Consider the following 13,960-nt stretch of genomic DNA (forward strand, 5'->3'; position numbering starts at 1 on the left):
AGATTCGATTGGCATTATTACTATTACGAGGAAGACTCATCTCAGAAAAACAAAACTGCATAAGGAAGTGTTACGAGGTGGAACCACATATTGAAGAGCAAAAAACAGACTACCGTCCACTAGGTGTGTCGGGATTGGGTGGTTGGCTGATTCTCATCCAGATTGGATTATTTGTTACGGTAATTCTACTTGCAGTGCAATTATTTCAGCAGATAATACCCACATTCACAACTGAGACTTGGGAAATGCTAACTTCCAAACAATCAGACTATTATCACCCATTATGGGGTCCAGTACTTATTTTTGAGATGGTGTACAATACGCTGTTTTTATTATTCAGTGTATATACAATTTTTGTGTTTTATAGCAAGAAAGCAATATTACCCCGTCTGATGATAATCTTCTATGGTCTCAGTCTGATTGTAGGTATTATTGATTACCTATTATTGCTCCAGATTCCGTTAGCAAAAGAATTGGAAGATGGAAGCTCGATCAGAGAAATTGCTAAATCTGTCATCACTTGTGCCATTTGGATTCCTTATTTTATCAAATCCGAGCGAGTTCATAATACATTTGTAAGATAAATGGTAAGCAGGAAATACCCGATCTTGGATAGAAGCTATCTGAGGTCGGGTTTATTTGATACATATTAAGGAGATGACACATGGGGTTTAGGATGGAATACGGAGACACCAATTTTATTGCATTAGTCAACGCGGATCAATACAAGACGTACGTAAGTGAAGACTGGGAGCTGGATATGCTGTTAAACCATTTTGTTCAGGAGATGCAGATTGGAAACATATTAGTTCTCCAAATGACTAATGAAGGTGTTGAGCATTCATGGACAACGGAGTTTACTTTTGAAAATAATATAGACGTTGAAAGCTGCTATAGAAGAGCTAAAGGATACATCCAGGTTACTGATAATCAGTTATATCTGGTGGACTACACCTGTCTGACCATGGCAGCTCAATTTGAAGATTGTATCGTACCAGACGATAATTGCGCCAGATATAGAATTGAGTTACAAAACGGAACGTATCAGGTAGAAATCATTCAGTATTATAATCCAGATATTGGAGAGTACGTTGGAATAAAGGAAGCAGAACTTATTATGGATTTTAAGAAAGTAACTGAGCTTGGAAAAAATGAGGATAAAGTGATCTGGTGCAGTTATATGTAGATGGAATGGGTGAACCACGGATGCTCTTGAGTATTTATTTTGAAGAAGACAAAGATCTGCTTACATGGGAAGCGGAGAGTGAAGGATAAAAATAAACGAATATACTAAAGAGAAGATGGAGGCGATGACATGAGCGATAAACCAATCGAACTGTTGCAACGTTTAAAATCTTTATCCGGCCCATTTCCAACGTGGGATATGGGGCAGTTACCGGATCGGCCGGGGAAGTTATTTTTGGAGTGGTTGAGATTGGCGGTTGAGAACGAAGTGAAAGAACCTCATGCTATGACAATATCCACCGTGGATCAAGACGGTTATCCTGATGCGCGGGTGTTGATTTTGAAGAACGTAATCGACGAAACGTTTTATTTTGCCTCCAGTTCGGAGAGCCGAAAAGGGCAGCAGTTGAAGGAGAATCCTCATGTCGCTCTGACATTCTACTGGCCTTCCCTTGGAAGACAGATTCGGATAAGGGGAATTGCGGAGGATCGGGGAGATGAAGCGGGTGCTGATGATTTCCGCAAACGTTCAGCTGGAGCAAGAGCAGTTGCTATGACAGGACATCAGAGTGAGGTTTTGGATAGCGAGGAAGTGCTGGATAGTTCCATTGAAGCTCAGAAGGAAAAGATAAGACGTGACCCCAGTGTTGTTACACCTCATTGGCGTTTATATGCCGTGAATGCACAAGAGGTGGAGTTTTGGCAGGGAGATTCGGAACGCAAGCATGTACGAGTCCAATATGTGATGCAAGATGGGCAGTGGAAGTCACTCAGATTGTGGCCTTGATTGTACAACAGATGAGTCAGGCAATATGAAGCGAGCTGCTGTGTGTTTCTTTTTCCTAACAATCTGAGGGAGGATAAATCTATGAAAACGATTGAAAGTTTCTTCGAACCATTTCCCATGTTGGAAACCGAACGGACGTTACTCCGACCTCTTACCTATGATGATCTGGAGGATATGTACAGTTACTGCGTTGTACCTGCTGTATCGGAGTTCACGACCTGGGACGCGCATCAGAGCAAAGAAGACACTAAAGCTTTTTTAGATTTTGTCATGAGTCGCTATGAAACGGATCTAATAGGCCCATGGGGGATTGAAGATAAACACACTAAGAGGCTGATTGGTAGTTGTAACTATCTAGGGTGTGACAGCGATAACAGGAGAGTTGAACTGGGATATGTGTTATCTAATCAATTTTGGAATCAGGGCTACATGACCGAGGTAGTGAAACGAATCATCCAATTTGGATTTGATGAAGTGGGGCTCGAGCGAATCCAGGCCAGATGTTTAGTGGAAAACACAGGTTCTGCCAAGGTCATGGAGAAGGCAGGCATGCAATTCGAAGGTGTGCTGAGGAAATACATGAAGGTAAAAAATGAGCTTCAAGATCTGAAGATGTATGCTATCGTAAAAGAAGACTTCTACTCGTGTTAAATAAAGAACGTGTTATTGAAAAGTCGTGTGTCATTTATCATGCTGGCGAGCCATAGATTTTCCTATAATCCTAAATTTATCAGTGATACACAATAAAAGCAGAAGTAAGAAATAGCTTGAATTGCTACATCAAAAGGTCAAGGTATCGTATTTTATATTGTCTAATTCAATAATTATATGCCTAGCTTTGGCCCATTCCTGATCGTTGAGGATATGGGTTTTATTTTTGTTTTCAGCAAGCAACGTACATAATGTCATATCTTGAACCTGATGCTTTCCGCTATAATCTTCAAGTTATTAAAACATGGATTGAATGAAGGAACCAGGAGGTACAACGAATTGACGACCAAAAACAGATATAAATCACTCGAACTGGAAACCCCCGGCGTATATGAGCTAGAAGGGCTTGAAGTGGGAGTGACATCGAACTGCAATTATAAATGTGACTACTGCTGCGCCTACAATCGGGATGATGGAGCGTGTATCAATAGTCAGGAAGTCATCCGTATTATTAGTGAGCTTCCTCGTCTCAAGAGAGTGCGATTGTCAGGGGGAGAAGTTACTCTGAAATACCAGGATTGCCTGGAGATTGTGACGTACTGTACGGCACATGGCATCGATACACAATTGAACAGTAATGCCAGTCTGCTGACTGAAGAACGAATCATCGCGTTGCGTGATGCAGGCTTGTCCAACATTCATATCTCGTTCAATTATACGGATGCGGAGTCGTATGCTACGTACTACCGCGTGCATCCTCGCATGTATGAAAGGTTGGAGCAGAATATCCGTCTGTGCACGGAAGCCGGTCTGGAGACGGTGCTGGAAACGTTACTATTTGAAGGTAATCAAGCGAACATGCAGGCCATTAGCGATAAGGTGTATGATCTGGGTGTGCGCATCCATGAGATCCAGAACAGTATTAAGATGCCGCATACCGACTGGACCCAGATTGTATCCAAAGAGTCCCTTGTTCGATCTGTTACGGAATTAATTAAACATAAAAAGCCAGATACAACGCTCTATTTCACCTGTATGGATCGGTTCGCTGAACAGTTGAATTTGCGCGAACAACCTGGTGTGTATTTCTCTAATTGTGTGGATGGCACGAAACAGTTGCACCTGCACGGCAACGGGGATATTATCATCTGTGAGTTATGCCATCCTGTGGTGATTGGCAACATCTACAATGGAACGTCGTTGAAGGATATCTATACCCAGCAGCCGCCGGCGTTAACGGAGTTTTTGGAAAAGCGGCCTTGTCCCGCGTACGATGCTCTTTTTGCAGACGCATAACAGGAAGACCTGATGAAGATATGTGATATGAATGTTGAACGAATATGTACACGATAACAGTGACATTTAGGGTTATATAGACTGAAATCAAGGTGATCTGGTTTCCTCAATGGGAAAACGGATCACCTTTTTTTATTGAACTATTCAGTTACACAATAACAGCGATTGGAGGGTTGTTCTGTCATCGGAGTGGCTAGTGTAAATAATCTTTAGTTCAATTGATATGGTTTCAGATTCATTTAAGCTACCTGGCCTAATATGGCTTTAAGAACTTAGATGAAGAGGTGAGCTTCACATGATGAAGATTGATGAGAAACCAACCCGGAAAGAACCACATAAACGACCGATCTCTCCAAGAAAGCGCAGATGGCTCATCATCACACTTGTCATCGTGCTTGCGGTAGGTGGAATCCTGTATAGTCTGGCTGACCGTTACCTGATCCGGCATGTACAGGTGGTTGTAGCGGATGAGAACACGGCAACGGTAGCAACGGGCACCAACAATGATTCCAGCAGTACTTCGACCACCGCAACTGAAGTGAGTGCAACGTCAGATGATTGGAATTATTCGAGTGATGATATGAAAGTCAATATTGAAAAGGTACAGACCGGCTCTGGCTCGGATCAGATTACGTATTATGTCGCCGATGTTCAGCTAACGGATGCAAGCAGCCTGCGAACTGCGCTAGCGGACAACAGTTTTGGAACGAACATCACCGAGAATACGTCAGAGATTGCCGCAGCCAACAATGCGATCTTTGCCATTAATGGTGACTACTACGGATTCCGTGATGATGGTGTCATTATCCGAAATGGAACGTTGTATCGGGACAGCCCCACGCGGGATGCACTTGCCCTGTTCAACGATGGTACGATGAAAACATATAACGAGAACGAGATTTCTTCCTCGGAACTGCTGGCCGAAGGTGCAACCGATACACTATCCTTTGGGCCCATTCTGATTCAGGATGGCGAGATTGTCAGTGATTTTAGCAGTGTGAAAATCGATAATAACTTCGGTAATCGTTCCATTCAAGACGCAAATCCAAGAACAGCGATCGGCATGATTGCTCCGAATCATTATGTCTTTGTGGTGGTGGACGGACGGCAGGACAACAGCCGTGGCATGACTCTGGCAGAACTGGCGGATGTCATGAAAGGCCTCGGAGCAACCGGGGCTTACAATCTAGACGGCGGCGGTTCATCCACGATGTATTTTATGGGCAGAGTTGTCAATAACCCGCTGGGGCGTAACCAGGAACGTGGCGTAAGTGACATTCTTTATCTGACGGAGGGACAAGGATCATGACGATATTAATTCCATCATATGAACCCGATGTTCGTTTACTGAATCTCGTTCTGCAACTGCAAACATTTAAACTTGGCCCTATTGTGATTGTGGATGATGGCAGCGGCCCCGGTTACCGTGGGATTTTTGAAACGGCAGAAGCCTATGGCTGTACGGTCCTGACACATCCCGTCAATCTAGGTAAGGGCAGGGCGTTGAAGACGGGCTTTCAGTATATTAAGGAGTTTGGACCACAGGGCGGTGTGGTGTGTGCAGATAGTGACGGACAGCATCTACCGCATGATATTAAGCGTATCTTCGAAGTGCTACTCGCACAGACGACACCAGGAATTGTACTCGGCAGCCGTCGCTTCAGTGGTAAAATTCCAGCACGTAGCCGGTTTGGCAATACAGTCACAAGGGCGGTCTTTTCCCTCACAACAGGTACCCAGGTATATGATACACAGACGGGTCTACGTGGTTTTCCTTACTCCATGCTGGATTGGCTGAACCAGATTCCTGGGGATCGGTTTGAATATGAGATGAACATGTTATTAACGGCACACAAGGAAGGGTATGAGATTACGGAGGAGTTTATTGATACGGTGTATCTGGATCACAATGAGTCCTCCCATTTCCGCCCGTTGGTTGATTCGTTCCGGATCTATATGCCAATCCTGATGTTCAGCACATCTTCGGTGCTATCGGCACTGATTGATTTTGGATTACTGTTCGTCATCCAGTATTTGACGCATAATCTGTTTCTGTCGGTTGTCGCAGCAAGACTGTGCAGCTCCATCTTCAACTATACGATTAATCGGAAGTACGTATTTTCCGCTGGACGAACCTCTAAGGTTCGGCAGTCTTTGCCCAAATATTTCTCACTTGTCCTACTGGTGCTGTTATTAAACTACGGTTTATTGTATTTTTATAATGAAAAACTAATTATCCCGCTGCTCACAGCTAAGCTGCTGACCGAGGTATCCATCTTCCTGTTCAGCTATTGGGCACAGCGCAGATTTGTCTATTAACTCTGAAGAGAGAGTAAGCCTATGGCTTGCTCTTTTTTGGTTGGAACGGTTTCATATGTACCCCGAAATAGGTTACGATGGAGTGGGATATAAGGAGCCTTATTTTAGGTGAAATGGATGTGGACTGATGTTGAATCGTGTGCGCAAGGACTTGCGTTATTACCTTCAGGAGCATCAGGATCGGAAAAACCGCATTTTGCATTACTTCGCGTTTTTGTCGGCGTTTGTGGCATGGAATTTTTTGTTTATTGATATCAAAGTCACGCTCCTACTCGCTGTAACCCATTACGTTTTATCCTGGATGGGGCACTTCTATTATGAAGGCAATAAACCCGCAGCTTTTCGTTATCCTCCTATCGGTTTTTATGCGGGGTTTACCTGGTTTTTCATGAAAACGATGGAGATCATAACCCGCAAGGACATCATTCGTCCATGGCTGGACCAATCAGAGTAAACTTAATTTTAATTTGAAGATAAGTGTGCGAAGTTCGAGTGTAAATGTTCTTTTGTTGAACTTATATAAAATAAATGTGGGAGGATGATTATGTATCTTCGAAGTGTGGAACTCCTGTCGGCCAAGATCGAGAATCGGAACCAATATCCTTTTGACATCCCCGCGATCCGGTCCTTGGAACGATTGGAGCTCACGAATAACGTTACTTTTTTTGTAGGTGAAAATGGTTCAGGGAAATCTACGCTGCTCGAAGGCATCGCTCATCAATGTGGATTCAATACCGCAGGGGGCGGCAGGAATAATACCTATGAGACACATGCTTCAGAATCCTCGCTCGGGAATTATCTCAGGCTGGCATGGTTACCCAAAATAACGAATGGCTTCTTCATGCGCTCTGAATCGTTCTATCAATTCGCATCACATGTCGATGAGATGCCGGCGTCGCTTCAATATTATGGCGGGCGTTCATTACATGAACAATCACATGGGGAGTCTTTTCTCAGTCTGTTCGTCAATCGCTTCAGTTCCAAAGGCATCTATCTGCTTGACGAGCCCGAAGCCGCTTTGTCTCCAGCTAGGCAGCTCTCCTTATTGCGTATCCTTCATGATCTGTCAGGCACTTCACAATTCATTATTGCGACGCATTCACCCATTTTGCTGGGATATCCGGGGGCAGAGATTTTAAGTTTTGACGATAGCCATATTCAAGAGATAGCCTATGAGGAGACAGATCACTATCAGATTACTCGCAGCTTTCTGGAGAATCGCGACCGGATGCTGAATGAATTATTTAAAGATTAAGTTCTCAGTTTAACAAGGGAAGTCACTCAACCATGCGACATGAAATTTATTTATGAGGAGAGATTGGATGAAAGTAGGTTTGCTGATTGTTGATATGCAGGAGAGTATTGTGCGTAAAAAGATGGACCAGACTTCGATAGACCATGCCTGTGAGTACATTAACCATGTGGCTAATGTGCTGCGCTCGAATGATCATACGGTCGTTTACGTGCAGGATGTGGAGGGCATGGAGGAGGCAGTGTCAGATGAGTATCGCATCATACCCGAGGTGGATGTGAATGAGAAGGATCTCACCGTTACCAAGGAAGCCTCCAATGCCTTCTGGCAGACCGATTTGGAGCAGGTGTTGAAGAGTCATGGAGTTGAATTGGTGATCATCGCCGGTTTTGCCGCAGAGGAATGTGTTCTATTCACCTACAACGGAGCGATGGAGCGAGGTTTCCGTCCGGTGATGTTGCAAAATGGAATTCTTAGCACACATCCCGAAGCGGTGGCTTCAACGTACAGAGATCGCAATGTGATCTCATATCCTGTGGTTGATTATCTGATTCAATAAGTGTTGGCTACATGCCAGTGGAGGTGATGGTTATGAACGTGCTTAACGTTGCTTTTGTCCTATTGATCTCATTGGCAGGAGTTGTTTTCGGTGTTCAGGGGTTGAAGAAAAAATCTCCAGTCATGATGTATTTCAGTGTAATATTTATTTTCGTTCCTATACTTCTTTTCATGGATTGGTTGACGTTCTTACCTTTTATCGCTCCCGCAGCGCTTGCCAGTGGATATTTGGTGAAAAATAAAGACAAGACCAATAATCGGACTCTTTAGGGAGTCTTTTTTTTGTTCATGTCCACTGTGAAAGTAGGTTACTCCATGGTTTAAACCAAACTTTGCCTATATCTGCTGTGGTTGAAAGGATATATTGAGAACAGGGCACAGCAAACTCGTTGTGGACATCGGTAATGTCATGTATGGACCACTAACCAACTCATTAACTAAGGGAGATGTGCAATGAAGATGAATGTGCAAATTACGAGTATTTTGGCAGAACAAAAGGAATTGTTCCTCAACCTGTACAACTTGTACTTATATGATCTGTCCGAATTTTCTGGCGAGGATCTACTTGAAGAGGGGAAATATGATCCAACGAACACCTATCTATATCTGGAACGCGATGAATTACATCCGTTTTTGATTCAGTATGAAGGAAAGGTTATTGGATTCGTACTGGTCTGCTCACCTCCATATGTGCCGGAAGGTGTGGATTATACCGTGCAAGAGCTGTTCTTGGTCAAAAAATATCGCGGACAGGGGCTGGCAGCACAAGCGATTGACTTGGTTTTTGCTCAATTTGAGGGTACATTTAAAGTGGAACAGCTTGCTAATAATGCGGCAGCAGTTTCGTTCTGGAAAAAATATTATGAGCAACATCAGATTGAATACACTGAGTCTGAATATAACATTGAGATTGACAACATCGCTGGTAGCCACCGGATTTTGTCTCAGACTTTTGTACGTGGATGACGGTATAGAAGTATGAAGGGAGCAAGTAGGTTAAATGTCTAAAGAGCAATATTTCAAGGACCTCGAAGAAATTATTCATGATGTGATCTATATAGGTTCTTCTGATTCAGAACTTCAGAAAGAAATAGAAACGAATATGTGGTGTATTTCAATTTCAGAAGAAATGTCTAATGAAGTGAACTTGAGTGATTTTAGTGCTTTTATTATGAACGTCATAGCCAACCGTCAGAATCAGATTAATCATTCGAATAAGCAGAGCGGATTGATATTTTATCTATGGTTTGATTTTATGGCGAGTCAATTAAGATTTAATCTAATCTCGGATAGCAATAAGGAGCTACCTTTCAGATGCAAAATTCAGAATGTGAGTGAGCCTGATGAAATTATAGATCTTTTTTTGAAGTCGAATGTTTATGTTGAGATAACCCAAGATACAGATACTAATGAGAATGATGCAGATAATGAATACGTATTAAAGGTATTTACACAATATTTAGACAAACAGTAAACCGTATATCATAGGAATATTTAAATTAGAAGGTGATTAGTATGTTCATTATCGTAGCAACCAAAGGGAGTTCGAAGTGGGTCTCAGGTGTATTTCAGGCAGAAGAAGTAGCTAGACTGTACATGGATCTCATACCTGATGAACTTAAGGAATACCAGGAATTCGTTCAGGTAGAGAAAATCACATATCCTTTTTATATTATAGAGCGTCAGGATTCTCCATTTAGGTTTCTTGGTAAAGATGAAGTGATTTCACTTTTTGATAAAACAGATGTGTCAGAGGATGAAGATGAGGTGCACTTCAATATCTACACGATTGATTCAGATTATAGATCGAACAAACCTGGAACAGATTATATGGGAGCACTGAGGCATGATCATGTGACCAATGAATTTATAGAGATGTATCGTGAAGAAGGAACAGAGTTTCTGAGTAAAAGAAGGATTTTCTAAATGTAATGAATTTTTTCTCAAGGTCCTATGTGCTTCTCCTGAGTTGGGAGATAGATAGGATCTTTTTCAATTTCCATTTTCCAATACATGGGTTATGATGAATTAAGAGGAGTCTATGGGAGTGAAGTGTTTGAGGGGGGCATAAGCATGCCGAAGCATCATTTTGTTATTGAAAACAAAGCGGAAGTAAACGAGTATATCCATACTTCCTACTCTTGGGACTCTCAGGACTTGATACATAAAAGTGGGTTAACGCCAGAGAATCATGCGACCCTGGAAGACGAATTCATTGCGTACATCTATGATTCCCTTTGCTGGTTGGATACATGGAATCCATCTACGTGTATGAGATGTAGTGGACTGAACAACTATGGAATAACCGTGATTAAAGAGCAGGATGTTTTGTTGAAGTTTCATCAACTGATTCAGGCCTGGATTGATCTATTCAGCCATGCGGCGGATCCGATTGTTCTGACAGGGAGTTACTGTTTTGATGGAGAAGAACGGAAGGGCTACTACGAGAAACTCGTGTACAACAGAGTTGAATTAATCAACGAATTACATAAGCTTGCGAACATGGCAAAGTATGCTGAGAAAAATGGGAAATGCATTGTGCATTTTGGAATATGAATCAATAGAAAAGGTTCCTGATTAAAATCGTAAGCTGTTGAAAGCAACCCAACAGAGAGGAGCAAGAGTAATGACTAGTCGTATTGTAGTTACGGGTGGAGCTATTATTCGAGATTATATGGGGAGGGTTCTGCTGCAAAAGAGATCAGATTATGGAGATTGGGGATTACCCGGTGGTGGTATGGAACCAGGTGAACGAATCGAAGAAACCATGATTAGAGAAGTGAAAGAGGAAACAGGGCTTGAGGTGAGTTCTTATGAATTGGCCTCCATCTATACGGGCGAGAGGATGCACTATACGTATCCGGATGGAAATGAAGTAGTATTTGTAATGTTTTTATTTGACGTTATTGCGGAGTTGGAAGGAAAACTCTGTGATGATCAATTAACTCTTTTATTTGAAGATGAACAGAAGGAGTCATTACAGCTTGTTTTTAAAAGTCTGGATGAGATTGATATTTCCACAATTAACAATGTGCAGAAGCCTATATTTGTAGATTTGAAGCAAGGAGAGTCTAAATTGCTACGCCAGTGATTGCGTAAATATAATAGCCCAAAATGAATAGAGGTTAGATTATGGTGAAAAACATGGCAATAATTCAACCTTTTATTCCAGCATTTTCTGTTCAAAATTTGGAGTGGGTTGCTGGGTTGAATCTGTATATAAAACAAGACAAATATTATGAAAATATTTCGATTGCAGATATTACATTTTTAATAAAATTATTAAATGTTACATATGAATTACTTTTTAGATTCACTAATATTGAAAGTTTTCATTATAAGCCTCATGGTGTTCTAGTTCAGATAAGTGGGTTTAATATTAAAGATCTGAAAGACCACGGATATCATCCGATGAAATATTACGTTGAAGACTATGAGGACGGAATATTAGGATTTTATTGTGAGGATATTGAATTGATACATGTGCAAGAGAGTGAGCACTTAGCTTTGTAAGTCATACAACATCATAGTTGAGCCTTTTAATAAAGAAAGGAGTTTTTACATTGCCTTGGCCGATGGTACATTTTGCAATTGCATCCGAGTTGATATCCGAACCATTCCCTGAATTGTTATTGGGGAGCCTTGCTCCTGATTCGATCCATGTAAGAACTAATCTTCGTACAGAAAAGGCGAAAACCCACCTCATGCCAGAGGCAGGAAGATTCGCAACAGACGAAGAACTTAAAGGATTTTTTGAATCCAACAAGAAATTAGCTTATAGTGATCCCAAATTCCTGCAATATCTGTGCGGTTACATCGCCCATATCTATACGGATCGCGCGTGGACATTCGATATCTATCCTGCATATGAAGTCCATCCCAACGGAAGAAGTGTGTATACACAGGATGTCACAAAGCTGGAGTTTATGATTTTACGGAATTGGAACAGGGCCAATGATTGGTTAAATGAGCTGAATGTGGGAAGAGCATTTGATTTAGGCGGATTGCTGGAATCTGAGGTGTACCAGTATAGAGAAGAGAAACTTGAGTTTTTAGTTAACCCTGACAACGAACCTTTGGGTGATTTAAATATGTTATCCATGGAAGCTATGGAAGAGTTCATACATAAAACGGCGTTAGCGCTAAAAGAATTGTATACAAGTTGGAATGTGTATGAAGATTTACGCAGCAATGAAGGCACTGCACAAATGCGTTTGTGAGTTGCATTCGGAGATTAATGAGATTATTTTAGCTGTAAATGAAGGAAATATTTCGGCACAGCGGTTATATCTGAAAGACATGATCTCCAGTTAATCTTGCATCATGAAATCACATAAAGGAGGATGACTATGGACATCGTTATGACGCTTGAACCGCACGGATGGCTGGATATCCTGGTTCAACCCGAACAGGGAGAACAGATTGAGATTCCGGTTTCTTTTTTGTCGGATGCGGTGGATGAGATAACACGTCAGTTCGTTGCATTGCACAAAGGAGCCACGGAGGTAACCATGACCATGCAGACCGAACCTGGAGAATATCGCTTCTGGATCAAGAAACGTTCGCAGGTAATCGTTCAATTCATGGTGTATGAGATGAGTGATAACTTTAGCACGGAAGCCGTTACAGAGGGGCGATTGCTTATGTCTGAGGAGTTATCCTTGGTCAAGTTGACTAAGCTATTTTACAGAGAATTAAGCAGAATGAAGGAAATGGGACCGGAGGAATATCACAAACGGTGGAGTTTTGAATTTCCCCTGAATGCCTATGAGCGGATAGGCAGGGTCGTCCAGATCCGATGAAATCGAATGTGTTTGACGAGAAGGAGGGGTGACATGGTGAACATACATAAGGGAAGATACTCCGCTCAGATTGAGGGAGAATTTGTTGTTTTTATTATCGGAATGAGGATCAATCGTCTGTGGGCTATACACAAATGGTTGCCTGTCTTTAAGTCCATGGGACCGATGATTAAAGAACTGTATATGAATCCGGAGACTGGATTTCTGAGTACAGAGTATTTTATAAGTTGGCGTGGGGTGACGCTACTACAATACTGGCGCTCTTACGATGAATTGGAGAAATACGCACGAGGCGGATTACATTTGGAAGCTTGGAAAAAATTCAACCGATCCATTGGTACTGACGGAACAGTAGGGATATATCATGAAACATACAAGGCTCAGTCGGGTTCCTTCGAGACCATATACGCCAACATGCCCAAATTCGGATTAGCTAAAGCTTCTGACCATGTGCCTTCGACAGGGAAAATGGAGACATCCAGACGCAGAATGGGCGGAGAGAATGACCCGGCCGTGGAAGTACCAGAGAATCCTTAAATAGGTAAAAAGAAAGGGGCATGTTATGAAGGCTAAACTTCGACCAGAAGATATATATTCAAAGCAACTTAGCTGGCTGTGTATTGAACCAATGCTTGTTTCGGTACGGGGCAGAGATATGGCAGCCAAAACAGAGATATACCGAATGTTACACGAAGGGCAACAAGCTTTATTTCTGTTCTATTCCTATCACAATCACACGAAAAGTCTGGCAGAATTTTATTGGTTTTCGGCATATAACATCATTGAGATCAAAAGCTGGAATGGAATAAAAAATGGGATGCACTTTTTTCATTTAGATGAGATGGTTAATGTACTTGAACAGATTGAAAGTCTCATTACGGACAAAAATAAAGTGGGTGAAGAGTGGCTTGAGGTGCTGGCAACAGATCTGGATAAGGACCCAATCTTGCTTCAGAGAACAGAGGTGTTATATGACACCTATCAGACCGTGGCGCAAGCAGCTATTACACATATGAATGAGATGATCCTGCAAAATCGGGATATGTATCTGGAGATTGAGTAAGGTTAACGTAGCACCTCCTTATATTAAAAGAACTGCTCCCATGGAGT

The 13,960-nt window shown here is 42.1% G+C and carries 21 protein-coding genes; all 21 read left to right on the top strand.

What is annotated here, in order from left to right; genetic code table 11:
- Window positions 1–77: 77 nt before the first annotated feature.
- Window positions 78–584 (top strand): DUF2569 domain-containing protein, encoded by a 507-nt coding sequence (locus AC1DE7_RS01385; protein WP_036610454.1) that lies wholly within the window; start codon window positions 78–80, stop codon window positions 582–584.
- 80 nt (window positions 585–664) lie between these two features.
- Entirely contained in the window at window positions 665–1,186 is a 522-nt protein-coding gene (locus tag AC1DE7_RS01390; protein WP_127544748.1) for a hypothetical protein, read from the top strand.
- Window positions 1,187–1,315: 129 nt separating this feature from the next.
- Window positions 1,316–1,972 carry a pyridoxine/pyridoxamine 5'-phosphate oxidase gene (locus AC1DE7_RS01395; protein WP_340983079.1) on the top strand — a complete coding sequence of 219 codons (657 nt, stop codon included), beginning with the start codon at window positions 1,316–1,318 and terminating at the stop codon, window positions 1,970–1,972.
- Window positions 1,973–2,053: 81 nt separating this feature from the next.
- A complete protein-coding gene (locus AC1DE7_RS01400; RefSeq protein ID WP_315371939.1) occupies window positions 2,054–2,623 on the top strand; it encodes a GNAT family N-acetyltransferase in 570 nt (189 codons plus the stop codon).
- Between the two features lie 339 nt (window positions 2,624–2,962).
- On the top strand, window positions 2,963–3,919 hold the full coding sequence (locus AC1DE7_RS01405; RefSeq protein ID WP_340983078.1) for a radical SAM protein: 957 nt from the start codon (window positions 2,963–2,965) through the stop codon (window positions 3,917–3,919).
- Window positions 3,920–4,214: 295 nt separating this feature from the next.
- Window positions 4,215–5,228, top strand: a complete 1,014-nt coding sequence (locus tag AC1DE7_RS01410; RefSeq protein ID WP_477533593.1) for a phosphodiester glycosidase family protein — start codon at window positions 4,215–4,217, stop codon at window positions 5,226–5,228.
- The gene (locus AC1DE7_RS01415) at window positions 5,225–6,238 is read left to right on the top strand and encodes a bifunctional glycosyltransferase family 2/GtrA family protein (RefSeq protein ID WP_340983076.1); all 1,014 of its coding nucleotides are present in this window, start codon (window positions 5,225–5,227) and stop codon (window positions 6,236–6,238) included. Before AC1DE7_RS01410 ends, AC1DE7_RS01415 begins: the two co-directional genes overlap by 4 nt.
- Window positions 6,239–6,365: 127 nt before the next feature.
- Complete coding sequence (locus tag AC1DE7_RS01420; RefSeq protein WP_340983075.1) at window positions 6,366–6,692, top strand: DUF962 domain-containing protein; 327 nt, start codon at window positions 6,366–6,368, stop codon at window positions 6,690–6,692.
- Between the two features lie 90 nt (window positions 6,693–6,782).
- Window positions 6,783–7,493 (top strand): AAA family ATPase, encoded by a 711-nt coding sequence (locus AC1DE7_RS01425; protein ID WP_036669450.1) that lies wholly within the window; start codon window positions 6,783–6,785, stop codon window positions 7,491–7,493.
- 67 nt (window positions 7,494–7,560) lie between these two features.
- Window positions 7,561–8,049, top strand: a complete 489-nt coding sequence (locus AC1DE7_RS01430) for a cysteine hydrolase family protein (protein WP_282318876.1) — start codon at window positions 7,561–7,563, stop codon at window positions 8,047–8,049.
- Window positions 8,050–8,081: 32 nt separating this feature from the next.
- Window positions 8,082–8,318, top strand: coding sequence for a hypothetical protein (locus tag AC1DE7_RS01435; protein ID WP_282318875.1), 237 nt, complete (start codon window positions 8,082–8,084; stop codon window positions 8,316–8,318).
- Window positions 8,319–8,501: 183 nt separating this feature from the next.
- A complete protein-coding gene (locus tag AC1DE7_RS01440) occupies window positions 8,502–9,014 on the top strand; it encodes a GNAT family N-acetyltransferase (RefSeq protein ID WP_235431534.1) in 513 nt (170 codons plus the stop codon).
- 34 nt (window positions 9,015–9,048) lie between these two features.
- A complete protein-coding gene (locus tag AC1DE7_RS01445; RefSeq protein ID WP_127544720.1) occupies window positions 9,049–9,522 on the top strand; it encodes a hypothetical protein in 474 nt (157 codons plus the stop codon).
- A gap of 41 nt (window positions 9,523–9,563) precedes the next feature.
- Window positions 9,564–9,974: a hypothetical protein gene (locus tag AC1DE7_RS01450; RefSeq protein ID WP_253506746.1), complete on the top strand. Its 411-nt coding sequence runs from the start codon at window positions 9,564–9,566 to the stop codon at window positions 9,972–9,974.
- A 147-nt stretch (window positions 9,975–10,121) separates the two neighbouring features.
- Complete coding sequence (locus AC1DE7_RS01455; protein ID WP_340983074.1) at window positions 10,122–10,604, top strand: hypothetical protein; 483 nt, start codon at window positions 10,122–10,124, stop codon at window positions 10,602–10,604.
- Between the two features lie 70 nt (window positions 10,605–10,674).
- Entirely contained in the window at window positions 10,675–11,139 is a 465-nt protein-coding gene (locus tag AC1DE7_RS01460) for an NUDIX domain-containing protein (protein ID WP_315372474.1), read from the top strand.
- A gap of 41 nt (window positions 11,140–11,180) precedes the next feature.
- On the top strand, window positions 11,181–11,561 hold the full coding sequence (locus tag AC1DE7_RS01465; protein WP_315372473.1) for a hypothetical protein: 381 nt from the start codon (window positions 11,181–11,183) through the stop codon (window positions 11,559–11,561).
- A 50-nt stretch (window positions 11,562–11,611) separates the two neighbouring features.
- On the top strand, window positions 11,612–12,268 hold the full coding sequence (locus AC1DE7_RS01470; protein ID WP_127544709.1) for a hypothetical protein: 657 nt from the start codon (window positions 11,612–11,614) through the stop codon (window positions 12,266–12,268).
- Window positions 12,269–12,397: 129 nt separating this feature from the next.
- Window positions 12,398–12,850, top strand: coding sequence for a hypothetical protein (locus tag AC1DE7_RS01475; RefSeq protein ID WP_340983072.1), 453 nt, complete (start codon window positions 12,398–12,400; stop codon window positions 12,848–12,850).
- A gap of 33 nt (window positions 12,851–12,883) precedes the next feature.
- A complete protein-coding gene (locus AC1DE7_RS01480; RefSeq protein WP_076252614.1) occupies window positions 12,884–13,387 on the top strand; it encodes a DUF4188 domain-containing protein in 504 nt (167 codons plus the stop codon).
- A 25-nt stretch (window positions 13,388–13,412) separates the two neighbouring features.
- On the top strand, window positions 13,413–13,913 hold the full coding sequence (locus AC1DE7_RS01485; protein WP_076252611.1) for a hypothetical protein: 501 nt from the start codon (window positions 13,413–13,415) through the stop codon (window positions 13,911–13,913).
- Window positions 13,914–13,960: the final 47 nt, after the last annotated feature.

It is taken from the genome of Paenibacillus sp. 10L310 (genome assembly GCF_056395745.1).